The 25,082-nt window shown below is 60.3% G+C and carries 22 protein-coding genes and 1 pseudogene; 15 read left to right on the plus strand and 8 right to left on the minus strand.

Annotation, left to right across the window (positions count from 1 at the left end; translation table 11 throughout):
• Positions 1-146: 146 nt before the first annotated feature.
• From lpxC to ligA, 5 genes are all read left to right on the plus strand, one after another.
• Complete coding sequence (gene lpxC / locus ATY29_RS33935; protein ID WP_097534110.1) at positions 147-1,103, plus strand: UDP-3-O-acyl-N-acetylglucosamine deacetylase; 957 nt, start codon at positions 147-149, stop codon at positions 1,101-1,103.
• Between the two features lie 268 nt (positions 1,104-1,371).
• On the plus strand, positions 1,372-2,217 hold the full coding sequence (locus tag ATY29_RS33940; RefSeq protein ID WP_003565029.1) for an outer membrane protein assembly factor BamD: 846 nt from the start codon (positions 1,372-1,374) through the stop codon (positions 2,215-2,217).
• A 5-nt stretch (positions 2,218-2,222) separates the two neighbouring features.
• Positions 2,223-3,896, plus strand: a complete 1,674-nt coding sequence (gene recN, locus ATY29_RS33945; RefSeq protein WP_097534111.1) for a DNA repair protein RecN — start codon at positions 2,223-2,225, stop codon at positions 3,894-3,896.
• 87 nt (positions 3,897-3,983) lie between these two features.
• Positions 3,984-4,511 carry a DUF6886 family protein gene (locus ATY29_RS33950; RefSeq protein WP_003565026.1) on the plus strand — a complete coding sequence of 176 codons (528 nt, stop codon included), beginning with the start codon at positions 3,984-3,986 and terminating at the stop codon, positions 4,509-4,511.
• A 334-nt stretch (positions 4,512-4,845) separates the two neighbouring features.
• Positions 4,846-7,002, plus strand: a complete 2,157-nt coding sequence (gene ligA, locus ATY29_RS33955) for an NAD-dependent DNA ligase LigA (RefSeq protein ID WP_003565024.1) — start codon at positions 4,846-4,848, stop codon at positions 7,000-7,002.
• A gap of 34 nt (positions 7,003-7,036) precedes the next feature.
• On the opposite strand, the gene ATY29_RS33960 is transcribed toward ligA, so the two are convergent.
• On the minus strand, positions 7,037-7,573 hold the full coding sequence (locus ATY29_RS33960; protein WP_097534112.1) for a GNAT family N-acetyltransferase: 537 nt from the start codon (positions 7,571-7,573) through the stop codon (positions 7,037-7,039).
• 282 nt (positions 7,574-7,855) lie between these two features.
• Here ATY29_RS33960 and ATY29_RS33965 point away from each other — a divergent pair, with 282 nt between their 5' ends.
• Both ATY29_RS33965 and ATY29_RS33970 read left to right on the plus strand, forming a co-directional pair.
• A complete protein-coding gene (locus ATY29_RS33965; protein WP_097534113.1) occupies positions 7,856-8,446 on the plus strand; it encodes a 3'-5' exonuclease in 591 nt (196 codons plus the stop codon).
• Between the two features lie 77 nt (positions 8,447-8,523).
• Entirely contained in the window at positions 8,524-9,015 is a 492-nt protein-coding gene (locus ATY29_RS33970; protein WP_097534114.1) for a CreA family protein, read from the plus strand.
• 135 nt (positions 9,016-9,150) lie between these two features.
• On the opposite strand, the gene ATY29_RS33975 is transcribed toward ATY29_RS33970, so the two are convergent.
• Positions 9,151-9,621 (minus strand): chemotaxis protein CheW, encoded by a 471-nt coding sequence (locus tag ATY29_RS33975; protein ID WP_003565015.1) that lies wholly within the window; start codon positions 9,619-9,621, stop codon positions 9,151-9,153.
• A 409-nt stretch (positions 9,622-10,030) separates the two neighbouring features.
• Here ATY29_RS33975 and ATY29_RS33980 point away from each other — a divergent pair, with 409 nt between their 5' ends.
• Both ATY29_RS33980 and ATY29_RS33985 read left to right on the plus strand, forming a co-directional pair.
• Entirely contained in the window at positions 10,031-10,633 is a 603-nt protein-coding gene (locus tag ATY29_RS33980) for an SCO family protein (protein WP_003565013.1), read from the plus strand.
• Positions 10,634-10,700: 67 nt separating this feature from the next.
• On the plus strand, positions 10,701-11,579 hold the full coding sequence (locus tag ATY29_RS33985) for a 50S ribosomal protein L11 methyltransferase (RefSeq protein ID WP_003565011.1): 879 nt from the start codon (positions 10,701-10,703) through the stop codon (positions 11,577-11,579).
• Between the two features lie 216 nt (positions 11,580-11,795).
• On the opposite strand, the gene ATY29_RS37155 is transcribed toward ATY29_RS33985, so the two are convergent.
• Positions 11,796-11,969: a hypothetical protein gene (locus ATY29_RS37155; RefSeq protein WP_003565009.1), complete on the minus strand. Its 174-nt coding sequence runs from the start codon at positions 11,967-11,969 to the stop codon at positions 11,796-11,798.
• Positions 11,970-12,247: 278 nt separating this feature from the next.
• On the opposite strand from ATY29_RS37155, the gene ATY29_RS33990 reads away from it, so the two are divergent.
• Entirely contained in the window at positions 12,248-14,083 is a 1,836-nt protein-coding gene (locus tag ATY29_RS33990; RefSeq protein WP_097534221.1) for an aminopeptidase P family protein, read from the plus strand.
• A gap of 68 nt (positions 14,084-14,151) precedes the next feature.
• On the opposite strand, the gene ATY29_RS33995 is transcribed toward ATY29_RS33990, so the two are convergent.
• A complete protein-coding gene (locus tag ATY29_RS33995) occupies positions 14,152-14,460 on the minus strand; it encodes a branched-chain amino acid transport AzlD family protein (protein ID WP_003565005.1) in 309 nt (102 codons plus the stop codon).
• Between the two features lie 3 nt (positions 14,461-14,463).
• Positions 14,464-15,195 (minus strand): AzlC family ABC transporter permease, encoded by a 732-nt coding sequence (locus ATY29_RS34000; protein ID WP_097534115.1) that lies wholly within the window; start codon positions 15,193-15,195, stop codon positions 14,464-14,466.
• A gap of 131 nt (positions 15,196-15,326) precedes the next feature.
• On the opposite strand from ATY29_RS34000, the pseudogene ATY29_RS34005 reads away from it, so the two are divergent.
• Together ATY29_RS34005 and ATY29_RS34010 are read left to right on the plus strand one after the other, a co-directional pair.
• Positions 15,327-15,577, plus strand: a pseudogene (locus ATY29_RS34005) (DUF2164 domain-containing protein).
• An 86-nt stretch (positions 15,578-15,663) separates the two neighbouring features.
• Complete coding sequence (locus ATY29_RS34010) at positions 15,664-17,256, plus strand: hypothetical protein (RefSeq protein WP_097534116.1); 1,593 nt, start codon at positions 15,664-15,666, stop codon at positions 17,254-17,256.
• A gap of 36 nt (positions 17,257-17,292) precedes the next feature.
• On the opposite strand, the gene pncA is transcribed toward ATY29_RS34010, so the two are convergent.
• On the minus strand, positions 17,293-17,919 hold the full coding sequence (gene pncA / locus ATY29_RS34015) for a bifunctional nicotinamidase/pyrazinamidase (protein ID WP_097534118.1): 627 nt from the start codon (positions 17,917-17,919) through the stop codon (positions 17,293-17,295).
• 332 nt (positions 17,920-18,251) lie between these two features.
• Positions 18,252-18,755: an EF-hand domain-containing protein gene (locus ATY29_RS34020; protein ID WP_097534120.1), complete on the minus strand. Its 504-nt coding sequence runs from the start codon at positions 18,753-18,755 to the stop codon at positions 18,252-18,254.
• A gap of 418 nt (positions 18,756-19,173) precedes the next feature.
• Here ATY29_RS34020 and ATY29_RS34025 point away from each other — a divergent pair, with 418 nt between their 5' ends.
• Positions 19,174-19,521, plus strand: a complete 348-nt coding sequence (locus ATY29_RS34025; RefSeq protein WP_003564993.1) for a hypothetical protein — start codon at positions 19,174-19,176, stop codon at positions 19,519-19,521.
• Between the two features lie 27 nt (positions 19,522-19,548).
• Here the strand turns inward: ATY29_RS34025 and ATY29_RS34030 are convergent, their stop codons facing one another.
• Positions 19,549-22,026 (minus strand): ATP-dependent helicase, encoded by a 2,478-nt coding sequence (locus ATY29_RS34030; protein WP_003564991.1) that lies wholly within the window; start codon positions 22,024-22,026, stop codon positions 19,549-19,551.
• Positions 22,027-22,253: 227 nt separating this feature from the next.
• On the opposite strand from ATY29_RS34030, the gene ATY29_RS34035 reads away from it, so the two are divergent.
• Entirely contained in the window at positions 22,254-22,730 is a 477-nt protein-coding gene (locus ATY29_RS34035; protein WP_097534122.1) for a VOC family protein, read from the plus strand.
• Positions 22,731-23,136: 406 nt separating this feature from the next.
• Positions 23,137-25,080 carry a PrkA family serine protein kinase gene (locus ATY29_RS34040; protein ID WP_003564987.1) on the plus strand — a complete coding sequence of 648 codons (1,944 nt, stop codon included), beginning with the start codon at positions 23,137-23,139 and terminating at the stop codon, positions 25,078-25,080.
• Positions 25,081-25,082 lie beyond the last annotated feature (2 nt).

The following is a 25,082-nucleotide window of genomic DNA, read 5'->3' on the forward strand; positions in this document are numbered from 1 at the left end:
AGTGATTTGGATTGGAGCGCCGGCACACGTAAGTATGGTGCAAGGAAACTGCCCCACGAGTCCTTTCCACAGGCTCGTTGTATAGAATGAACGATGACCGCGCCGATTGGGCAGACTGCCGGTGCGGAAGAATAAAGGCAGAATTTATGGCAATTGGCTTGCTGGGTTTTCAAACGACGGTATCGCGTCCCGTGACGCTTTCGGGCATCGGAGTCCATTCTGGCGCTAATGTCTCGATCACTCTGAATCCGGCCGAATCGGATACCGGCGTCGTTTTCCAGCGCCTGCATGCCAATGGCGACATCACCGAACTCAAGGCCGTCTCCTCGCAGGTCGGCAATACCGACCTCTGCACCGTGCTCGGCTTCTCTCCCACCCATTCGGTCGCGACGATCGAGCATGTGATGGCGGCGATCTATGCGCTCGGCCTCGACAATGTTGTGATCGAGGTGCAGGGCTCGGAAATGCCGATCATGGACGGCAGCTCGCTGCCCTTCGTCGAGGCGATCGAGCAGGTCGGTCTGGTCTCGCTCGGCGTCAAGCGCCGCTATATCCGGATCACCAAGCCGGTTCGAATCGAACACGGCGGTTCCTGGAGCGAATTCCGCCCCTATGACGGCACGCGCTTCGAAGTCGAGATCGATTTCGACTGCCCGCTGATCGGCCGGCAGAAGTGGGCCGGCGAGATGACCGCGGCGGTCTTCAAGACCGAACTTTCCCGCGCTCGCACCTTCGGCTTCATGCGCGACGTCGAGCGCCTTTGGGCCTCGGGCCACGCGCTCGGCTCCTCGCTCGAAAATTCCGTCGTCATTTCGGACGACAATACCGTCATCAACGTCGAAGGCCTGCGTTACGCCAAGGACGAATTCGTCCGCCACAAGACGCTGGATGCCGTCGGCGATCTGTCGCTTGCCGGCGTTCAGTTTATCGGTTGCTACCGTTCCTATCGCGGCGGCCATAAGATGAATGCCAATGCACTGAAGGCGCTGCTCGCCGATCCCTCCGCCTATGAGGTGGTGGAGACGTCGATACCGCGCCAGCGCGTCGCCGCCCGCGAACTGATCGCGGTCAACGCTTCGGAATTCGCTCCCTGGTCGGCATGACCTCCAGCACATTCTCAAGACCAGGCCGCCTCTTTCCCGGAGGCGGTTTTTTTATGTCCACCGGGTCAGATGCTTTACTGCCACAGGTCGGGGAAGAAGAGGAAAAGCCGGTCATTCCCCGGGTGCTGCCACAAAAATGCGTTAATGCCTTATCATTGCGTTGCTCTTGATGCACATTTATGGCTAGAAACGCCAGCGAGGCGTGGCTGCCGTGGAGCGAGCGGCGGCAGTGGGGTTCTTTCGAATGGGTTATGCAGGATCTGACGGTATGATGAAGACAGCGCGCGCTTTGTTCGCATCGCTTCTGGTGCTGAGCGCAGGCGCCGCGATATCCGGTTGCCAGTCCGATCCCGATATCGACATCACCAAGCTCGGCCTCGAAACCGATCCGCCTGACGTGCTCTACACCCAGGGCCTTGCCAACATGAAGGCCGGCAACATGGCGGAAGCGTCGCGCAAGTTCGATGCCATCGACCGCGAGAACCCGTTCTCCGAATGGGCGCGCAAGGCGCTTGTGATGAGCACCTTCGTCAAATACCGCCAGGGCAAGCTGGACGATGCGCTTGCCTCCGGCAACCGCTACATGTCGCAATATCCGAAGTCCCAGGATGCCGCTTATGTGCAGTATCTCATCGGTCTCACCTATTCCAAGCAGATCGTCGACGTGACGCAGGATCAGCGCGCCTCGGCCAAGACGATCGAGGCAATGCAGGCCGTCATCGACAATTATCCGAACTCCGAATATGTCGACGACGCGCAGGCCAAGATCCGCTTTGCGCGCGACCAGCTCGCCGGCAAGGAAATGCAGATCGGCCGCTACTACATGGAGCGGAAGGAATATCTCGCCGCGATCTCGCGCTTCCGCATCGTCGTCGAGAAATATCCGAACACGAACCAGATCGAAGAGGCCTTGGCGCGTCTCGTCGAGGCTTATTACGCAATGGGCATCGTCGACGAGGCGCAGACGGCGGCTGCCGTCCTCGGTCACAATTATCCCGACAGCCAGTGGTACGCCGATTCCTACAAGCTGCTGCAGACCGGTGGCGCCGAGCCGCGGGAAAACAAGGGCTCGTGGATCGCTGCAGCAGGCAAGAAACTCCTGCTCGGTTCATAAGCCCAATGCTGATCCAGCTTTCGATCCGCGATATCGTCCTGATCGAGCGGCTGGATCTTGCCTTCGAGACCGGCCTCTCCGTGCTGACGGGCGAGACCGGGGCGGGCAAATCCATTCTGCTCGACAGCCTGTCGCTGGCCCTCGGTGGGCGCGGCGACGGCGACTTGGTGCGCCATGGCGAGGACAAGGGCCAGGTGACGGCGGTGTTCGACGTCGGCATGGATCACGGCGCCCGCAGGCTTCTGCGTGAAAACGGCATCGACGACGAAGGCGACCTGATTTTTCGCCGTCAGCAATCGGCCGACGGGCGCACCAAGGCCTATGTCAACGACCAGCCGGTCAGCGTGCAGCTGATGCGGCAAGCGGGTCAGATGCTGGTCGAAATCCACGGCCAGCACGACGATCGCGCCCTGGTCGACACCAATGCCCATCGCACTCTGCTCGATGCCTTCGCCGGCCTCACCGACGAGGTTTCGGAGGTTTCCCGACTGTATCGCCTGTGGCGCGACAGCGAGCGGGCGCTGAAGAAACACCGCGAGAAGGTGGAAGGTGCGGCGCGCGAAGCCGACTATCTGCGCTCCTCCGTCGCGGAACTGGAGAAGCTTTCGCCGCAAGATGGCGAGGAGGACGAACTCGCCGATCGCCGGCAGAAGATGATGAAAGCCGAGCGAATCGCCGGCGATATTGCCGAGGCGTCCGAGTTTTTGAACGGCAATGCCTCGCCAGTGCCTCATATCGCCTCGCTGGTGCGCCGGCTGGAGCGCAAGAGCCATGAGGCGCCGGGCCTGCTCGAAGACACGGTGACGCTGCTCGATGCCGCGCTGGACCAGCTCTCTAACGCCCAAATGGAAGTCGAGGCGGCGCTGCGCAAGACCGAATACGATCCGAGGGAGTTGGAGCGGGTGGAGGAGCGGCTTTTCGCGCTCAGGGCCGCCTCGCGCAAATATTCCGTGCCGGTCACCGAACTGCCGGCACTTGCCGTGCGCATGATCGCCGATCTTGCCGACCTCGACGCGGGCGAGGAGCGGCTTGCCAGGCTCGAAGCCGAGGTCGGCCTGGCGCACGAGAATTACGATGCGGCAGCGCGCTCACTCTCCGACAGGCGCCATCACGCCGGCACCGCACTGGCTGCGGCCGTCATGACGGAGCTGCCGGCGCTGAAGCTCGAACGCGCCCGTTTCATGGTCGAGATCACCACGAACGGGCAGGAGGCGCTCGCCGAAGGCATCGACATCGTCGAATTCCATGTCCAGACCAATCCCGGCACGCGGCCGGGCTCGATCATGAAGGTCGCCTCCGGCGGCGAACTCTCGCGTTTCCTGCTGGCGCTGAAGGTGGCGCTCGCCGATCGCGGATCGGCCCCGACGCTCGTCTTCGACGAAATCGACACCGGCGTCGGGGGCGCCGTGGCCGATGCGATCGGCCAGCGGCTGAAGCGGCTATCCGATCGGGTGCAGGTATTGTCGGTGACGCATGCGCCGCAGGTCGCGGCAAGGGCGGCGACGCATCTTCTGATCTCCAAGGGGCCGGCCGCCGAGGGATCGGAAAAGATCGCCACGCGCGTGGCGACGATGGCGCAGAAGGACCGCACCGAGGAAATCGCCCGCATGCTGGCCGGCGCTTCGGTAACCGAAGAGGCGAGGGCGGCCGCCAAGCGGCTTCTGGCCGGCAACGGTTGATCGCCAAAATCGGCCGCACCGGCAACGGTGACAAATATTCCGCTTCACGCTATCCGCAGTATTCCGATCAGCGGCGATCCGTAGCCCATGCGTCTTTTCCACTTCAGCGATGATCCCGATATCGCCGTGTTCGAACCGCGCCCGGTCCGTATCGCCTCCGTCCGCCCGGTCGGCCGGGAATGGCTGAATGGTCCGCTCGTCTGGGCGATCGATGGCGATTACGACTTCATGTATCTCTTTCCCCGCGACTGTCCCCGCATCCTGCTCTGGGCGACAGCAGAGACGTCGGAGCCAGAGCGACGGCGCTGGCTCGGCGATTGGCGGGCTGTGGCCTTCATCGAGCGTCATTGGCTGGAACGGCTCGAGGCGCAGGCGATCCATCGTTATGAGCTTCCGGCTGAGGATTTCGAAGACCTCAATGATACGGGCATGTGGGTTTCCCGCAGACGCGTGATTCCCATGGGGAAGAGCGTTATTACACGGCTCGATCGGGTATTTGCGCCGCGCAGGGTGGAACTTCGGGTGGTCGACAGCTTGCGGCCGCTGAAGAGCCTCTGGGACACCACCCTGCATGTCAGCGGCATTCGGCTGCGCAATGCGAGGGATTGGGAATAGGGCGGGGCAAGCGCCTGCACATGCTCTGACCCATTAGTGCAGTCGGCGGCTGTAAGTTTGGCGTGCGCTGCTCCACACTCCCTCATCAGGGATCCAGCGCGCCCAAGTCCTTGGGCGCAAGAGACCCTTCTTATTAAAATAGTCATTCACGGCGCAGACGCGCCGTGGCTGGATTCCTGTGACGGGCACAGGAATGAGGGCGGAGGGGTTAGGGGCCTGTCAATGCTGCAAGGCAATCTTCCCGGCGCGACATACTCCGCCTCTCTTTTCATCCAGAAATTTTGCTCTAAAAACAATCGAGATTTTCTGGCCAGATTCCCTGGAGTGATATTCCATGTCCACCGAAGGTTCCGCCGTCGACACGTTGACGATCGAAGAGGCTGCCGCCGAACTCGAGCGGCTGGCAAAGGAGATCGCGCATCACGACGCGCTCTACCATGGCAAGGACCAGCCGGAGATTTCCGATGCCGATTACGATGCGCTGAAGCGCCGCAACGATGCGCTGGAGGCGCGGTTTCCCGAGTTGATCCGCGAGGACAGCCCGTCGCGGCATGTGGGGGCAGCACCCTCCGTCACCTTCTCGCCCGTCGTCCATGCACGGCCGATGCTGTCGCTCGACAACACGTTTTCGCAGGAGGACGTGCAGGATTTCGTCGCCGGCGTCTATCGTTTCCTCGGCCGCCTGCCGGACCAGTCGATCGCTTTTACCGCCGAACCGAAGATCGACGGTCTGTCGATGTCGATCCGTTATGAGAACGGCAGGCTGGTGACAGCTGCGACGCGCGGCGACGGCACGACGGGGGAAAACGTCACCGCCAATATTCGCACCATTGCGGAAATCCCGAATAAACTGCCGAAGGGTGTCCCCGCGGTCGTGGAGATCCGCGGCGAAGTCTATATGGCCAAGAGCGACTTCCTGGCGCTGAACCGGCAGATGGAAGCGGAGGGCAAGCAGACCTATGTCAATCCGCGCAATACGGCCGCCGGATCGCTGCGCCAGCTCGATGCCAAGGTGACGGCGAGCCGCAAGCTGAAATTCTTCGCCTATGCCTGGGGCGAAATGTCGGAAATGCCGGCCGATACGCAGTTCGCCATGGTGCAGACCTTCAAGGATTGGGGTTTTCCTGTAAACCCGCTGATGAAGCGGCTGAATTCGGTCGCCGACATCCTGGCGCATTATGACGAGATCGGCCTCGAGCGTCCGGATCTCGATTACGACATCGATGGCGTCGTCTATAAGGTCGACAGTCTCGAGCTGCAGGCCCGTCTCGGCTTCCGCTCGCGTTCGCCGCGCTGGGCGACCGCGCACAAATTTCCGGCCGAACAGGCCTTCACCGAGGTCGAGAAGATCGAGATCCAGGTCGGCCGCACCGGGGCGCTGACGCCGGTGGCGCGGCTGAAGCCGATTACCGTTGGCGGCGTGGTCGTCACCAATGCGACACTGCACAACGAGGATTACATCAAGGGTATCGGCAATAGTGGCGAGCGCATTCGGCCGGAGGACCACGATATCCGCGAAGGCGATACCGTCATCGTCCAGCGCGCCGGCGACGTCATTCCGCAGATCCTCGACGTGGTGATGGAAAAACGCGCGGCTGCCGCCAGCTCATATGAGTTTCCGAAAACCTGCCCGGTCTGCGGTTCGCATGCGGTGCGCGAGGTCAACGAGAAGACCGGCAAGATGGATTCGGTGCGCCGCTGCACCGGCGGTTTCATCTGCCGGGCGCAAGCGACCGAGCATCTGAAACACTTCGTTTCGCGCAATGCCTTCGATATCGAGGGGCTGGGTTCGAAGCAGATCGACTTCTTCTTCGAACATGAGGACGCGTCGCTGCAGATCCGCACCGCGCCCGAAATCTTCACGCTGGAGAAGCGCCAGCAGCAATCGCTGACCAAGCTGGAGAATATCGACGGCTTCGGCAAGGTCAGCGTCGGCAAGCTGTATGCGGCGATCAACGAACGGCGCAGCATTGCACTCCATCGCTTCATCTATGCGCTCGGGATCCGTCATGTCGGCGAGACCACGGCAAAGCTGCTGGCGCGCTCCTACAGCACTTACGAAGCCTTTGCCACGGCAATGACGGAGGCAGCGCCGCTTTCCGGCGACGCCTGGAACGATCTCAATGCCATCGAGGGCATCGGCGAGGTGGTGGCGCGTGCCATGGTCGAGTTCTACAAGGAACCGCGCAATATCGAGGTGATCACCCGGCTGCTTGAGGAAGTGACGCCTCAGCAGGCCGAGCAGCCGGTGACGACAGGCAGCCCGGTCGCCGGCAAGACCGTGGTCTTTACCGGCTCGCTGGAAAAATTCACCCGCGACGAGGCGAAGGCGAGGGCAGAAAGCCTCGGCGCCAAGGTCGCGGGATCGGTGTCGAAGAAGACCGACATCGTCGTCGCCGGCCCCGGCGCCGGCTCCAAGCTCGACAAGGCGCGCGAACTCGGCGTGCAGACGATGGACGAGGACGAGTGGCTGGCACTGATCAGCGGGTGAGAGGCCGACGGCGGTGCCGCCAGCCTCGCGTAGCTTATAGCCTGAGCCGGGCCATTGTATAGGCGTCGACATACTGTCCCGATCGAAAACCGAAGGCCCTCAGCAGGCCTTCCCGCTCGAAGCCGCACTTCTCGTAGAGGCCGATGGCGACAAGGTTGTCAGTGTAGACCGTCAGTTCCAGCCGTTTGATATCCAGCCAGTCGTCGGCGGCGTCGGTGAAAGCGCCGAGCAGGATCCGTCCGAAACCACGGCCGGTAAAATCGTCATGCACGCCCATGCCGATGCTGGCGACGTGCTGCCTGCGGCCGGAGAGGCGGTTGAGACCGCCATTGCCAACGATCTTACCATTGAGGGTAACGACCAGGTTCAGCGCATCCGGCGACGGATTTTCCATGTATTTGCGGACCTCTTCGACCCTCTGGTACGGCGGCCGCAGGGTGCCGGCGCGATAGCCCGGCAGATTTATCCGATCGGTGATCTCTTCCGCATCGGAAAGGCGGACGGCGCGGACAAGGACGCCGTCCGGCAGGCGCGCTCGGCGGCCAGGCTCATTCTCTTCATTTTCGGACATGGCTGCTCTCCGTTGGTTTCAGGAGGAGAGCCCGAGTTTCTGAAAACCCTGCTCGCCTCGGCAGGGTTTTCGGGATGATCGGATCGCTGCTAACGCGCCATCGCTCCCGCGTACCCTTCAGGGTGGTGGTGTGATGGATAAGCGCTGCCATGGTCACGGAACCGATCATGGCGGAAAGTTTCGATATGTCGGTTGAAAAGTCAACCGTGCGTCGTGTCGAATTTGCGCGGCCGGAACCGGGACGGTATTTCTGTTCTCCGGGAAATGATTCGGATAACTGATTTGAAGACCATCGCGATTGACTTCGAGACGGCGAACGAACAGCGCGGCAGCGCCTGTTCCGTCGGCCTTGCCTGGATCGAGGAGGGCAGGGTCACTCGTGTCGAGGAACGGCTGATCCGGCCGCGGGACATGCGCTTTTCCGGGATGAACATTGCGATCCATGGCATTCGGCCGGAGCATGTCGAGGATGCACCTGAATTTCCCGAGGTGATGGACGAGTTCCACGACGATATCAGCGGCGCCACCATGATCGCCCATAATGCCGCTTTCGATTTCAGCGTCTGGCGGGCGAGCCTCGATCACTACCGGCAATCCTATCCGGAGCTGACCTATCTCTGCAGCTTGAAGATGGCGCAGCGGATCTGGCCGCACTTCCTCTCGCATCGTCTGAACCTGATCGCCGAGCATCTCGGCCTGCGTTTCGTGCACCACAACGCCGTCGAGGACGCCGTCGTCTGCGCGGCCGCTGCCATCGAGATGGCGAAAGCGGTCAAGGCCAATGCCGTTCACGCCATACCCGCGCTGATCGGTATGCGGCCCGGCCGGCTGACGGCGCAGGCCTACGAGCCCTGCACGTGCCGGAAAAGCTGATCGCTTCCTCAGGCCGCCATTTCTTGCAAAGCATCGGGGCGCACTTATCTAGAATGCGGATCACTCAGGGAGCCGCCATGTCCAAACCGCGCAATCTTCTTCTCGCCGCCTTTTCCTTCGCTGCCCTTTCCGCAGGTGCTGCCTCGGCCGAAGTCGTCGGCAAGGTCGGCGTCGACTGGATCGGCAACGACATCATCGTCGAGGCGGTCTCCGATCCGGAGGTAAAGGGCGTCACCTGCCACGTCACCTATTTCGACCGCAGCCTTATCGACCGGTTCAAGAACGGCAACTGGTTCGAAGATCCCTCCAACAATTCCCTAGCCTGCCGGCAGACGGGGCCGATCGAGATCGGCAATATCGACCTGTCCAAGGATGGCAGCGAAGTGTTCCGTCAGGGCATGTCGCTGATCTGGAAGACGCTGGTCGTCAACCGCATCTACGACAAGACCAACGACACGCTGATCTATCTCGCCCATTCCAGGGAATTGACGGATGGCTCGGCGAAGATGTCGATTTCGACGATTCCGCTCTATGGGCAGAACGTGACGTGGAAGAATGGGAAGCCGTAGGCGGAAGGTTCTGGTCGGAGAATATGCCGCCCTAATCCCTGCCCACAAGAGAGTCTGAACCCTGCCACGCTCGCGCACCGCACCAAACAAAAAAGCCCGGACGAGCCGGGCCTTTCAACATCAGTATAAATAATATCAAGCCGCCTGCGTCAGTTCGTCGGCAATAACCGTATCCAGGTTCAGGAAGCAGACCATGGTCTTCTCAAGCGCGACGATGCCGCGGCAGAAGGCGCGCTGGGCTTCCGGGATGATTTCCGGCGGCGGCTGCAGGTCTTCGCTCTTAATGGTCATCATGTCGGAAACCTGTTCGACGAGCAGGCCGACCAGCTTGCCGGCGATATCGGTGACGATGATCGCCGAGCGCTCGGAAGGCTCGGTCATCTTCATGCCGAGGCGGCAGGCCATGTCGATAACGGGGATCACCGCGCCGCGCAGGTTGATGAGACCGAGCACGTAAGGCGGGGTATGCGGCATCGGCGTCACCGGCGCCCAGCCGCGGATTTCGCGGATGGCCATGATGTCGATGCAGAATTCCTGATCGCCCAGGTGAAACGAAACGATTTCGAGATAAGAGCCCGACTGCTTGATGGCATTGTTGTTGTTCATGATCAGAATTCTTCCCAGTTGTCCCCGGCGGGAGAAGCGATGGCTTTTAAATATAGATGTGACGGCTTAAGTCTTTCCTAACGATATGTATTTTGCGATTGCCCGCCTCTCGAACGCATGTCGCCCTGAAATGTGCGGCGGGGGATGACCACATGCGTGAAAACAAAAAGCCAAAGCCCGTCGTATGAGGCAAGTTTGATACGACGCGCTTTAAAGGTAAGCTGTTGAAATGCGTGGGACGTTTTGTCCATGGAGGTTCGGCAGGGACTTCGTTACCGTGGCAATTTCTACCGGTGAGACAATTCATCACGGCTTGGGAAACATATTCTTGAATTGCGTGCGTCCGATCGGGACTATATCACGCGGGCAAGGGCGGGCGGCACATCCGCCTGGAGCGAGGATCACGCCAATGAAGACATTCCGCATCGCCGTCTGGGTCGGCGTCCTGATACTTGCCGGCGTTCTCGGCGCGGTTCAGTTCTACCCCACGAAGTCCGGGGATGTCGTGGCGGAATCGCCCTACGGCGTACCCTTCACCTTAGTCTCGCAGAGCGGGCAGCCGATCACTGAGCAGGCGCTGCGCGGCAAGCCGACGGCACTGTTCTTCGGTTTCACCCATTGCCCCGAAGTCTGCCCGACGACGCTTTTCGAGCTGAACGGCTGGATGGAAAAGGTCGACCCGAAGGGCGACAAGCTGCAGGCTTATTTCGTCACCGTCGATCCTGAGCGCGACACGCCCGAGATCATGAACGAATATGTTTCCAACGTCTCCAAGCGCATCACCGGCATTTCAGGCGCGCCCGACAAGATTGCCGAGGTCATCAAGGGTTTCCGCGTCTACGCCAAGAAGGTGCCGATCGACGAGAAGGATCCGAACGGCGACTATACGATGGATCATACCGCCTCGGTCTTCCTGCTCGATTCGGCCGGGCGATTTGCCGGAACGATCGCCTATGGCGAAAATCCGGACACGGCGGTAAAGAAGCTGGAGAATCTCGTCAACAAGGGGTGATGGCTTCAGGTGATGAGGCGTTGACTCGACCCGTGGCGGGCAACGGAAACGGGAAAGACCGCCTATCGTGAGTGAAATCCGCCTTTACGTGACGACGACCGAGAGCAAGGCTGAAGAGATTCTCGACCTTCTGAGCGAGGTCTTCGGCGAAGAAGACTTTGCCATCGGCACCACCGAAATTGATGAGAAAAAAGATATTTGGGAAGCCTCGATCTATATGATGACCGAGGACGAGGCCGATGTGCGCTCCCGCGTCGAGGCAGCTCTCAAGAGCGCCTTTCCTGGTGCCCGCCTGGAGCGGGAAGTCATTCCAGATGTCGACTGGGTGGTGAAATCGCTGGAGGGGCTGAAGCCCGTCAGGGCAGGCCGTTTCCTGGTGCACGGCTCGCATGACCGCGATAAGGTGCGCCCGGGCGATATCGCCATCGAGATCGATGCCGGCCAGGCCTTCGGAACCGGCCATCACGGCACGACGGCCGGCTGCCTCGAGGCAATCGACGCCGTGGTGCGCTCGCGCCCGGTCCACAATGCGCTCGATCTCGGCACCGGCAGCGGCGTGCTGGCGATTGCGGTGCGCAAGCTTAAAAACATCCCGGTGCTGGCGACCGATATCGACCCGATCGCGACGCGGGTAGCGGCAGAAAACGTGCGCCGCAACGGCATCGCCTCAGGCATCGTCACCCGCACCGCGCCGGGCTTTCATTCTACGGCCTTTTCCGAGCATGGTCCCTTCGATCTGATCATTGCCAACATTCTCGCCCGGCCTCTAATGCGCATGGCGCCGAAGCTTGCGACGCATCTTGCGCCCGGCGGATCGGTGATCCTTTCGGGGATTCTCGCCGCGCAACGCTGGAAGGTGATCGCCGCCTATAGCGGCGCGAGGCTTCGACATGTCCGGACGATCTGGCGGAACGGCTGGGTGACGATCCATTTCGATCGGCCGTGATTTTGGGTGGTGAGGCGAGGGGATTGTCCTGCGCTTCTCGCACTACCCTGAAAGGAAAGTCTTCCGAATACAACAAAAAAGGCGGTGCCGATGGCACCGCCTTGGACCGGTCTATCCGGCCAATGCCCGCGAGCTCAAGGGGAGGAGCGCTCGAGCGGGCTCTACTGCATTCCAATAGGCCGGTCCGGGAGGGAGGAGACGGACGGGCTTTCAGACTTAGAACGCGTAGCTGGGGGCGCCGTTGTGGCGCGTGGCACGCTGGCCGGTACCGAGCAGCTTCAGGCTGTCGTCGTTCTGCGGCCGGCGGGCGCCGATGACGTGACGTACGGTCTGGCGTTCGCCAGCCTGCACCGGGCTGCTATATGCGAAGCGCGAGAGAGAGGCGGTCATTTCAAAAATTCCTTTGTTGCAGGTTCATCGCGAACCGTTCGATGTCGCCTATATAGCTATTCTGAAAAGTGGAGGCAGGGGGTTTCGCTCATGGGAGCCATGCGGCCAATGCATAAAGCGTGCCAAATTAACTTTTCGCGTCACAGTTCTGTCAAAATATTGAGCGGCACCAACGGTTTCGACTCGTTTCGTCGCTTTTTCTCCCCATCGATTGAAATTTCGCTAACATGGCCGCCATCCCATTTACCGGATTCGTCTCAACCATTCGAGTTTCCAGCATGTTCCAGTCCTTCGAAGTCACCTCCACGCCTCAATTCGGCAGGGATCGGGTATCGGCGCTGCGCGCTGCTTTCGATTCGCTCGGCATCGACGCCTTCCTCGTACCGCGTGCCGACGAATTCAACGGCGAATATGTTCCCGCATGCTCGGAGCGCCTGGCATGGCTGACGGGCTTCACCGGCTCGGCCGGCGTTGCAATGGTTCTGCGCACGCAGGCGATCGTCTTCGTCGACGGGCGTTATGTGACGCAGCTTGCCGAACAGGTCGACGGGTCGGTTTTTTCGGGTGGCGATCTCGTCAACGAGCCGCCGCATCTCTGGCTGGCCGCAAACGGAGCCAAGGGCCTTCGACTCGGCATCGATCCCTGGCTGCACGCGGGTGCCGAGGTGCGCCGTCTGGAACGAGCACTGTCCCAGATCGGTGGCACGCTGGTCTTCCTGCCGCACAATCCACTCGACAAGCTCTGGAGCGACCGGCCGGCCGAGCCGCTCGGCGCGGTCAGCATCCAGAATGTCGGCCAGGCCGGCGTGCTTGCCAGGGATAAAATCGCCACGATCGCCGCCGATCTTTCGAAGAAGAATCTGGCGGCAGTGCTGATCGCCGATCCCTCCTCGGTCGCCTGGACCTTCAACATTCGCGGCGCCGACGTGCCGCATACGCCGCATCCGCTGGCGCGCGCCATCGTCCATGCCGATGGGCGGGCCGATCTTTTCCTCGACAAGCGCAAGACCGGCATCGAGCCCGAGGCCTATCTCGCGCAGATCTGCACACAGCTGCCGCCCTCGGCGCTGGAGGAGAGGCTCGCTGCCGTTTCCAGGGACGGGGGCCGTGTTCTGATCGACCCGGATATCGCCTCTTATGCGCTGGCCGAGATTATCCGCAAGGCGGGCGGCGAAGGGGTGGAGGGTGCTGATCCCGCCAAGCTGCCGCGCGCGGTAAAGAACGACGTTGAAATCAACGGCTCGGCCGCCGCGCATCTGCAGGATGGGACGGCGATGGTTGAATTCCTCTATTGGCTTTCGCAGGAAAAACCCGGCACGGTGAGCGAAATTGCTGCCGCCGAGCACCTCGAAGCGGTGCGTGCCCGCGTCGGCCAAAGCATGCAGAACCCGCTGAAGGACATTTCCTTCGACACGATTTCGGGTGCCGGCGAACATGCGGCGATCATGCATTACCGCGTGACGACCGAATCCAACCGGATGATCGAGGCGGGCGAGCTCTTCCTGATCGATTCCGGCGCGCAATATATCAACGGCACGACCGACATCACCCGCACGGTCGGCATTGGTGCGGTGTCGGAGGAGCATCGCCGGTTCTTCACGCTGGTGCTGAAAGGCATGATACAAATCAGCACGGCACGTTTTCCGAAGGGGACGCGCGGCTGCGACCTCGATCCGCTGGCGCGCATCGCGCTGTGGCGGGCAGGGGCCGATTTCGCGCACGGCACGGGGCATGGAGTCGGCTCCTATCTCTCGGTGCATGAGGGGCCGCAGCGCATCTCCAGGCTTTCGACGCAGGAATTGCTGCCCGGCATGATCCTGTCGAACGAGCCGGGCTATTACCGGCCCGGCGGCTTCGGCATCCGCATCGAGAACCTGATCTATGTGCGTGGAGCCGAGGAGATCGAGGGCGGCGACATGGCGATGCTCGGTTTCGAGACGCTGACCTTCTGCCCGATCGACCGCAGCCTCGTCATTCCAGAGCTTCTGACCCATGACGAACTGCACTGGTTCAACGACTATCACAGCCGCACGTGCGAGGCGCTGATGCCGCTGATCCACGATCACGATGTCAGGGCGTGGCTCGAGAACGCGACGCTGCCGCTGGAATACTGAGAAAACGGCATTACAGTGTCGCCGACGCTGTAATGCCTTGAGTTCTGCGCCGGCTTTAGAGCCGGTGCTCAGGCGCCGATCGTGTGGCGCCAGCTCATCACGACGATCCAGGCGGCGACCAGCATCCATGTATGGCTGAAGCGCAGGCCGATGAAGAGGGCGACGATTAGCGCCAGTTTCGATTCCCAGCCGCCGGTGAAGAAGGCAGGGGCAACCAGCGTCGTCAGTACGGCCGCCGGCACGGCATTCAGCGCCGCCTCCACGCGCGGGGGAATGCTCTTCATTCGGGTGATGAGGATATAGCCGCCGATGCGGGTGGCGAAGGTCGCGGCTGCTGCGGCGAGGATGACGAGCGCCATGTGAAGATCGAATTCCATGGCTCAGACCTCGTGCATTTCGGATTGAAGGGCGTCGGCTTCGAGATCAGGCTCTTGCGGCGGCAAAGGCAGTACGGCGGCGAGTACGATACCGGCAGCAGCCCCCAGGCTGACATGCCAGGGTGAGCCGACATAGCGATAAGCGAATACGGACGCCACCGCGCTGACGAGTGCCACAGGCAGGAAATTGTCTCGCTTGCTGAAGCCGAGGACGATGCCGAGGAAATAAGCCGGCAGCAGGATGTCGAGGCCTATGGCCTTGGGATCGCCGATGAAGCCGCCGAGCATGCCGCCGGCGACGCTGATCAGCACCCAAGGAATGTAGATGATGATGGCGAAGCCGAAATACCAGGCGAAGGCGAGTTGCCGGCCGGTCTCGGCGCGCTTTACCGCTTCGGCGAATTGCGGATCGACGAGCAGGAAGAAGGTGAAGAATTTCTGCACCGGCGTGAAATGGCCGATGTAACGCGCCAGCGCCGCCGAATAGAGCACGTGACGGAAATTGACGGCGAGGATCGACAGCACGATCAGCCAGGCGTGGACATTGTGACCGAAGAGTTCGATGCCGACCATCTGGCTGGCGCCGGCATAGACGGTGGCGCTCATGAAGGCGGCTTCGGAGAGCGACATGCCGTTTTCGACCGCCAGCGCTCCGAAGAGAGCGCCAAAGGGCGCCGATGCAAGCGCAACAGCGGAGCCGCCCCGCAAACCTTCAACAAAGTCGGCGCGATTCATATAGGTGATCCTGTTGGAAATTCAGCTTTCACTTATGGTCTAAGGGTAGCCGCGGCAATTGAATTTCGTTGATTGACCAATCGATTTCGCTGAACCATCAAAGCCCTGATCGCACCGGCAAAGAGGAACCCATGAAGAGGATCGAGTTTTCGAAGGAAGAAAAGGCTGAAATCGTTTCGCGCATCCGCGCCTATTTCGACCGGGAACTCGACCCCATCGGCGCCTTGCCGGCCGAATTCCTGCTCGATTCACCGAGGAGATCGCGCCGTACCTCTACAATCGAGGGCTGAGAGATGCTCAGGCCGCCCTGTTGAAGAGAATGGAAGACGTGGCCGAGGACATTCATCTTCTCGAGAGAGAAAACAAAAACTCTAGCACGTGAAAATAAAATCAGAGCCTTCACTTAACGCCAAATTATGTCGCTGCCGATATGGTCGTCACGCTGTCATTCACCGGGTTGCGTGTCATTTGGCCTTGATTGTCTCTGTTGTTGATGAGCCGCGTTTTGCGAAGCTCGGCAAGCCGTTGATTTTTTTGGTCTGGCTTGCGCTTGCGTCTGCACTTTGCTGGTCCGAAACCGTCTGGCGCGACGAGGTCCGTGCATTGTCGCTGGCCCTTCAGGGCGACAATTTCGCCGATATGCTTCGCCAGCTGCATGGCGAGGGGCATCCTGCTCTTTGGTATATCCTGCTGCGCGCGGCCTATGTCGTGGTCGGCTCACCCGTCGTCCTCAAGTCCGTGGCGCTGGTGATTGCGGCGGCAGCAGCCTATCTTCTTGTTTTCAGGCTGAAACTGCCGCTTCCCATCATGCTGCTTTCACTGTTCGGCAGCTTTTCGATTTTCGAATACGCTGCGATGTCGCGAAATTACGGCATCAGCATGCTGTTGATTTTCCTGATCGTCCTGGCCTGGGAGAAAGGAGCACGCACCGGACTATCGATCGGCCTGTTGTTTGCCTTGCTGGCGAATACCAACGTCCATTCGGTCGTCCTTGTCGGCGGCTTCCTGGCCTATTGGTTTTTTGATCTGGTGCTGGTGCGGCCAAGGCCTCCTTTGAGGGAATATCGAGCCCTCGCGACAGCCGCTGCCGTCGCCGCGGTTGGCATTGTTCTGTGTTTCCTCACTGTCTATCCAACCTTCAATGATACGGGGCAGAACGATTTCAGCGGCGAGAATTTCGCTGTGCTTGCCCTTCGTGCCCTGGCCCTGCCTAGTTCGCATTTTATGTCGTTCTATCCCGACAGCATTCTTGAACTGATGATGGCCTATCCGTTGGCGTTCCGTATCTTCGCCGCGTTGATGTCCGTCCTTATCTACGGCAGCCTGATCGCGTTGGCAAACCGACGGCCGGCAATGATCGCAGCTGGACTGGTGCTGGTAGGACTGTCGCTGCTTTTTACGCTTGTCTATCCCGGCGGATACAGACATCAGGCGCTCTGGCTGGTTTTCATGATCGCGATGACCGCCTCGACCACACCCTTCCAACGTGTAGGAGCGGACGTTGCCGCCATCAAGGCTGCCGGCGGCGGCGTAAAGTTCGGGCGCCTGTGCTTCCTGGTACTGCTGGCACTGCAGGTCGTGTCCGGTATCGAAAAGGTCAATCGGACCTTCGTGGCCGAAATACCCTTCAGCCGGAGCAAGGATTTCGGTGCGTTCATTCAATCGCGCCCCGATCTCAAGGATGCGATCATCATGGCAGATCCCGATTATCTCGTGGAAGCGCTGCCTTATTATGTTTCCAATCGCACCTATCTTCTGCGGGAGGAGCGGTTCGGCGCCATCGTGCGATATACCCGCAACGCGCGGCTTTCGCTCAGCCTTGCCGATATACTGCAAGCGGCACGTCGATTGCAGCAGGGTGAGCAGGTGCCTGTCGTCATTCTTCTTTCGCAGCGGCTCGACCAGATTGCTGCACCCGTCTCCTTGCGGGAAAGCTACGTTTGGCGGTTGTCCCTAACGCCGGAGGATATTTCTGCTTTCCAGAATGCGACAGAGTTCGTCAAACGCTTCGGCCCGGCTGCCGGGAGCGATGAGACCTACGACGTCTATGTTATGAAGTAAGATGGTCTGAAAGATTGCGACGCGTTTTAGCGTGAGTTAACCGGTCAGCACCTTAGAGCTGTCGATGATCGCGATGCCGTGCGAGCGCATTTCGTCGATGGCGGCGGCGACGCCGTCGGGGGTGATGCCGCGACTTGCATCCTCGATGAAGCGGACGCGGACACCGGGGATCATCTCCAGCGCGTCGAGCGCGGAGAACTTGACGCAATAGTCGGTCGCCAGCCCGCAGACGTCGAGATCGGTGACACCCTGGTCCTCGAGGAAATCGGATAAGCCTGTCGAGGCATCGCGGTCGTTGTCGCGGAAGGCCGAGTAGCTGTCGATATCGGGATCCTCGCCCTTCTGCTGGATCAGATCGATCTCAGCGGATTTCAGCGCGGGATGAAATTCGGCGTCGAGCGTACCTTGGACGCAGTGGTCGGGCCACATCATCTGCGGCTTGCCGGAGAGTTCGCCCATCTCGAAAGGCGCCGCGCCCGGATGGGCAGAGGCGAAACTGCCATGGCCCGGCGGATGCCAGTCCTGCGAGGCGACGATTAGGTCGTATTTGCCGCTGTCGATCAGGCTGTTTGCGATGGGAACCACCTTGTCGCCATCCGGCACCGGCAGATTGCCGCCCGGGCAGAAGCCGTTCTGAATATCGACGAGCAGCAGCGCTTTCATCAAGGCCAATCCCTTCGCTTATTTCAGTGTAAGACGCCAAGCACATTGAACATATAAACTAGTGAATTTCCGGGGGCGCAGATGCAAGTGCTAATTCTGGTACTAGCGGTAGCGAATGACTGAAACAGCATATCCTAATGCAATCATTGAGAGAATCCGGAGTGGCTGTCGTGCTGAAATGGAGGGCAAGGCTCAAATGATGATGCGGGATCGCAGCTAGCAGCAAGCCGGCAGAGCCGGCGACGGCCGCAAACGTGGCTGCCTGAAAGGGCGCGCTTTTTTGCGGTAAAGAAGGATCGAGGCTCCCCCCGGCGGAGCCTTATCCCGGCCGACTAGGCCGCGGTCACCTCGTCGGTTGCCGTATCGGCCGCGGCGGCGGAAGAGCCGTAGGTATTGTGGTAGGCCTGAAGGGCTGTCTGCATGTCGCTCAACACCTTGGTCAGGAGCGGATCGCTGTCGCCTGACGTATTGATGCTGCTCGGATCGGCCGCGAGGAATTCAGACTCGGTCAACTTGCCGTCGCCATTGGTATCCATCGAGGCGAAGACGCCGTTGGAAGAGTCGTCGCTTTGATCGCTACCGTCGTTTTGATCGTCGCTGCCGTCGGTCTTCTGCAGGGACAGCATCAGCGACAGGATGTCGCCGGTGATCTTCTTGAGGATATCGGCACTGCTGTCGCCGCTGTCGGTGGGGGTCTCAGCCGTGCCGGATGACGAGGACTGCGATGCGGCGGCGAGTTCGTCCGCCGAAACGACGCCATCGCCATTCTTGTCGAGGCTGGAAAGCGGAGACTGGTACTGGAATAATGTGCTGCCAAGAGATGAAACACTGGTCACTTGAACCTCCTTCGAAAAGTTCGTCGTGAAGCCCGCCTTTCATGGACGGGCGTCTTCCAGGCTAAGCTGATTTGCGGAAAGCGTCAAAGCGACGTTTTGACACGTTAACTTTCTGGCCGCTAAGCATAAATCATTAAAATCATTGTATTTTTATGGTCGATTGGTTCGGTCGAGCAGAGTTTTGCGCCGGCGACACATGCGGTCGCCGGTCCAGTTTACGGAACGGGCGTTGAGCGCTGCGCCGGATGCCCGCCGCGACGGCGTTCGTTCGTCGTGCCGGAGGCGCGATGCCGGAAGGAATTCGAGCATGACGTCGCCCGAAAACCGCTTTCACTTTTCGGCATCATACTCTCGGCCGATCTTGCTCCCGGCCGAGATTTCTGCCTTTCTTGCTCAGACGCAAGCCGGAAGCGAAACCATGTCCGAGGCAGAGCCTAACGAGAAGATCGATGCGACGTTCCGCAACGGATCGCTGACGGCGGCCGGGATTATCCTCGGTTTCTCGCTTAATTTCATCAGTGTCTGGGTTTCCAATCCCAATGACTGGAGCCGCATCGATATCCCGCCGATGTTGTTCCTGACCATCGGCATAGCCATTCAGGTGAAGGTCTTTGCGGACCTCTTGTCACGCGACTCCCTCTTTGCCGTCAAATACGATCGATCGCGCCGGCTCTTTCTGATCGGATTGGGAATCGTTGCCGCGGGCATAGGTATCGCGCTCGTCAACGACGTCCTGGGTCTTGGAAGAATGCGGATGCTCGGGTGAGCGTTTTCACGCCATGCTGATCCCGAGTCACACGCGCTCGACGAACCCGTCCAGCACCCGCTTCTGCCCGGCGCGGTCGAACTCGATCGTCAGTTTGTTGCCTTCTATGCCGGTGATATTGCCGTTGCCGAACTTCATGTGGAATACGCGGTCGCCGAGGGTGAACTTCGACGGTTCCGACGAGGTGGATTTCGCTACAAGTTCGCCTTCAATCGTGCGTCCCTTCGGGCCGCTTTCGCCATAACCGATGCGTTCGACGGCGTGGCCGGAGCGGCTGCCCCAATTGTCGCGCGTGGCGTCGGTCTTGTTGGCCTGGGCGCGTTTCCAGCCGGGGGTGGAGTAGGAATTGGCAAAAGGCTCCGCCTTGTCGAAGCGGGACTGGCCGTAGCCGCCACGGCCGTAACCGCCGTAGCTCTGCTCCATTTCGGCGACCTCGACATGGGTTTCCGGCAGTTCGTCGAGGAAGCGCGAGGGCAAGGTCGATTGCCAGAGGCCATGGATGCGGCGGTTGGAGACGAACCAGATGTGGCAGCGGTGCTTGGCGCGGGTGATGCCGACATAGGCGAGGCGACGTTCTTCCTCCAGTCCGGCGCGGCCGCTCTCATCGAGCGAGCGCTGGTGCGGGAAGAGGCCTTCCTCCCAGCCGGGCAGAAAGACCGTGTCGAACTCAAGACCCTTTGCCGAATGCAGCGTCATGATCGAGACGGCATCGAGATTCTCGTTGGTCTCGGCATCCATGACAAGAGAGACGTGTTCGAGAAAGCCGCGCATCGACTCGAAACTTTCCATCGAGCGGATCAGTTCCTTGAGGTTCTCGAGGCGGCCGGGCGCTTCGGCGCTCTTGTCGTTCTTCCACATATCGGTATAGCCGGACTCTTCGAGGATCTGCTCGGCAAGTTCGGTATGCGGCGTGTTTTCAAGCAGTTCCTGCCATCGGCGGAAAGATTGAATCACGTCGAAGAGGGCTTTTCGCGCCTTCGGCTTCAGCTCGTCGGTCTCGATGATGTCGGCGGCCGCCGCCAGCATCGGGATATCGCGGGCCCGGGCATAGTCATGCAGCGCACGCACCGTCGTGTCGCCGAGGCCGCGCTTCGGCGTGTTGATGATGCGCTCGAAGGCGAGATCATCGGCGGCTTGGGCGACGAGGCGGAAATAGGCCATGGCATCGCGGATTTCGAGGCGCTCATAGAAGCGCGGGCCGCCGATGACGCGGTAGTTGAGGCCGAGAGTGACGAAGCGGTCTTCGAACTCGCGCATCTGAAAGGAGGCGCGCACGAGGATCGCCATGTCGTTGAGCAGATGCTTGCCGCGTTGAAGCTGCTCGATTTCCTCGCCGATGGCGCGGGCTTCCTCCTCCGAATCCCACGAGGCGTGGACCTGCACCCTGACGTCGTCGGGATCGGAACGGTCGGTGAACAGCGTCTTGCCAAGCCGCCCTTCATTATGGGCGATCAGATGGGCGGCGGCCCCGAGGATATGTTCGGTCGAGCGGTAGTTGCGCTCGAGCTTGATGACCTTGGCGCCGGGAAAATCCTTTTCGAAGCGCAGGATGTTGTCGACTTCGGCCCCGCGCCAGCCATAGATCGACTGGTCGTCGTCGCCGACGCAGCAGACATTCTGCTGCTCTCCCTTGGCGCGCTGGGCGAGAAGCCGGAGCCACATATATTGGGCGGTGTTGGTGTCCTGGTACTCGTCGACGAGGATATAGCGGAAGCGGCCGTGATATTCCTTCAGGAGATCCGGGTTCTTGCGGAAGATCGCGATCGGATGCATCAGCAGGTCGCCGAAATCGCAGGCGTTCAGCGTGGTCAGCCGCGCCTGATAGGCGAAATAAAGGTCGCGGCCGCGGCCATTGGCGAAGGCGCGGGCGTCGCCCTCGGGGATATCGGCCGGCGCGAGACCCTTGTTTTTCCAGGTGTCGATCATGCCGGCGAACTGCTTGGCTGGCCAGCGCTTGTCGTCGAGGCCTTCGGCCTGGATCAACTGCTTGATCAGGCGGACGACGTCGTCGGTATCGAGAATGGTGAAATCGGAACGCAGGCCGACGAGCTCGCCGTGGCGGCGCAGAAGTTTGACGCCGATCGAGTGGAATGTGCCGAGCCAAGGCATGCCTTCGACGGCGCCGCCGACCAGTAGCGCGATGCGCTCCTTCATCTCGCGGGCGGCCTTGTTGGTGAAGGTGACGGCGAGGATCTGTGATGGGAAGGCACGGCCGGTATTGAGGATATGGGCAATGCGCGTCGTCAGCACGCGCGTCTTGCCAGTGCCGGCACCGGCAAGCACGAGGACAGGGCCTTCCAAAGTTTCGACGGCTTCGGTCTGCTCGGGGTTCAGACCGGCGAGATAATCCGGCCGGCTGCCGCCGTCGCGGGCCGCCATGGCGCGGGCGGCAATGCCACCGGTGGCAGGCGGCCTTCCGGCGGGCGCGGCAGGCGGCTGCGGCTTGCGCGCCATCTCGCCCGGCTCTTCGTCGAAGAAGGGGATATCGTCGAAACTATTGCTCATGGCGCGTAATGTAGTGATTCGGGAAGGAAAGACCAGAAAAGATGTTCTGCTTTCATTCCCAAGTCGCCGCTATCCCAAGGGGTTTGCATGGCGGCCGGGCCGCTGGATACGGAAGCGGCAACACGACCGAAAAATTTCAGCCGCCCTCTGTCGGAACCCACGCCGGCGGGGCGTCCTTGGATCATCGGACAGTGGTCCGGATCAATCGTCAACAAGGAGGCTGTATCATGGCGAAGGTCGTTTCAAATCTCTGGTTCGCTGAGGAAGCGCGCGAAGCCGTCGAATTCTATGTGTCCATCATCCCGGATTCCAGGATCGGCCGTACGACCATCCTTCCGGCGGAAACGCCGAGCGGACCTCCTGGCAGCGTCGAGCTGATCGAGTTCACGCTTGGCGATCAGGCCTTCCTGGCGATGAGGGCCGGCCCGCTCGATAGCTTCAACCATTCTTTTTCGATCGCGATTCTGCTGGAGAGCCAGGACGAGATCGATCGAGTCTGGGATGCCTTTCTCGCCAATGGCGGCACGCCGGAGGCCTGCGGCTGGCTGAAGGACCGCTGGGGTCTATCCTGGCAGATCGTGCCGCGCATGCTTTCCGAAATGATCGCCGACGACAATCGCGAGCGGGCCGGGCGCGTAACCGAGGTGATGCTCGGCATGGTCAAGATCGATGTCGCCGCACTGGAGAAGGCATTCAACGGCTGAACTGCGCCGGCGGCGACCGATTCGAATGATTGGCTTACGGCCGTGATGCGGCCGTTTCCATCACCTCAGGCGCGGATCGGCACGTGCTGTCCGGCATCGACTCTGTGCAGATTTGACTGCCAATCGTCGATTTTCCGAAACTCGAATCACGGGCGACATTGCACACCCTTTTCATCTTTCTGTCACGTCGCGAAATGTGCTGATACCGCACGGGTGCTTTTTTCAACTATAATGAGAAACAGTTTCGTAGAGTAAAAATAACCGGTGCATGCACGTTTTTGTGCGTTGCAAGAACCTGCCGGTGAGCGTCGAATATACCTACGAAATTATTGATTCTTAGGAACGTCGTAGCCATCTCGATGGTTATACGACTTTGAGCCTGCGGCATAACCTTACTGGAGGGCCCATGCTGAACGAATCCGTATTCGATGCGTTTACGCGCAGTTACGAAGCGCGCCGCGAAACCGATATGTCGGTGGCCGAGTATCTCGATCTCTGTAAAAAGGACCCGATCGCCTATGCCAATGCGACCGAGCGCCTGCTCGCCGCGATCGGCGAGCCGCAGATGGTCGACACCGCCAGGGATGCGCGGCTCGGCCGGATTTTCATGAACAGGACCATCCGGATCTATCCAGCCTTTGCCGGCTTTCACGGCATGGAAGAGACGATCGAACGCATCGTTTCCTTCTTCCGGCACGCGGCGCAGGGGCTCGAGGAGCGCAAGCAGATCCTCTATCTGCTCGGGCCGGTCGGCGGCGGCAAGTCGTCCCTGGCGGAACGGCTGAAGCTGCTGATGGAGGTTCATCCGATCTACGTGCTGAAAGCGGGCGACGAGATCAGCCCCGTTTTCGAAAGCCCGCTCAACCTCTTCGATCCGGAGACAATGGGTTCGCTGCTCCAGGAACAATACGGCATTCCGCTACGGCGCCTGAACGGGCTGATGAGCCCGTGGTGCCTGAAGCGGCTCGACGACTTCGGCGGCGACATTTCCCGCTTCCGTGTCGTCAGAGTGCAACCTTCGCGGTTGCGCCAAATCGCCGTCGCCAAGACCGAGCCCGGCGACGAGAACAATCAGGATATTTCGTCGCTGGTCGGCAAGGTCGACATCCGCAAGCTCGAAACTTACTCTCAGAACGACCCCGATGCCTACAGCTATTCGGGCGGGCTCAACCGCGCCAATCAGGGCATCCTCGAATTCGTGGAGATGTTCAAGGCGCCGATCAAGATGCTGCATCCGCTGCTGACGGCGACGCAGGAGGGCAACTATATCGGCTCGGAGAATATCGGCGCCATACCTTTCTCGGGTATCGTTTTGGCGCATTCGAACGAAGCGGAATGGCAGACCTTCAAGGCAAACAAGAACAACGAGGCCTTCATCGACCGTATCTGTGTGATCAAGGTGCCCTATTGCCTCCGGGTGATGGAAGAGCAGAAGATTTACGAGAAGCTGATCGAGGGATCGGAACTCGCGGATACGCCATGCGCCCCGGCAACGCTCGAAATGCTGGCTCGCTTTTCGGTGCTTTCACGCCTACGCAAACACGAGAATTCGACGTTCTTCTCGAAGATGCGCACCTATGACGGCGAGAGCCTGAAGGAAACCGATCCGCGCGCCCGCAGCGTTCAGGAATACCGGGATGCTGCCGGCATCGACGAGGGCATGGACGGGATTTCGACCCGCTTCGCCTTCAAGGTGCTCGCCTCCACCTTCAATCACGATACAACGGATATCGGCGCCGACCCTGTCCATTTGATGTATGTGCTGGAGCAGGCGATCCGCCGCGAGCAGTTTTCCGACGATGTCGAGAAGCGTTATCTGGAATTCATCAAGGCCGATCTTGCGCCACGCTACGCAGAGTTCATTGGCAATGAGATTCAGAAGGCTTATCTTGAATCGTATGCGGACTACGGACAGAACCTGTTCGACCGCTACGTCGACTATGCCGATGCCTGGATCGAAGACGTCGACTTCAAGGATCCCGATACCGGCCAGCTTCTCGACCGCGAGCTCCTCAATCAGGAACTGACAAAAATCGAAAAGCCGGCAGGAATTGCCAATCCGAAGGATTTCCGCAACGAAATCGTCAAGTTCTCGTTGCGGTCGCGGGCAGCAAACGGCGGAAAAAATCCGTCATGGACGAGCTACGAGAAGATCCGGGAAGTGATCGAGAAACGTATGTTCTCGCAGGTTGAGGATCTTTTGCCGGTGATTTCCTTCGGCTCGAAGAAGGATTCGGAGACAGAAAAAAAGCACAGTGAATTCGTCTCGCGCATGGCCGCGCGGGGTTACACGGAGAGGCAGGTTCGGCGCCTCGTCGAATGGTACATGCGCGTCAAACAGGCAAGTTAATG

Source organism: Rhizobium hidalgonense, from assembly GCF_002914525.1.
Taxonomy (GTDB): Bacteria; Pseudomonadota; Alphaproteobacteria; order Rhizobiales; family Rhizobiaceae; genus Rhizobium; species Rhizobium hidalgonense.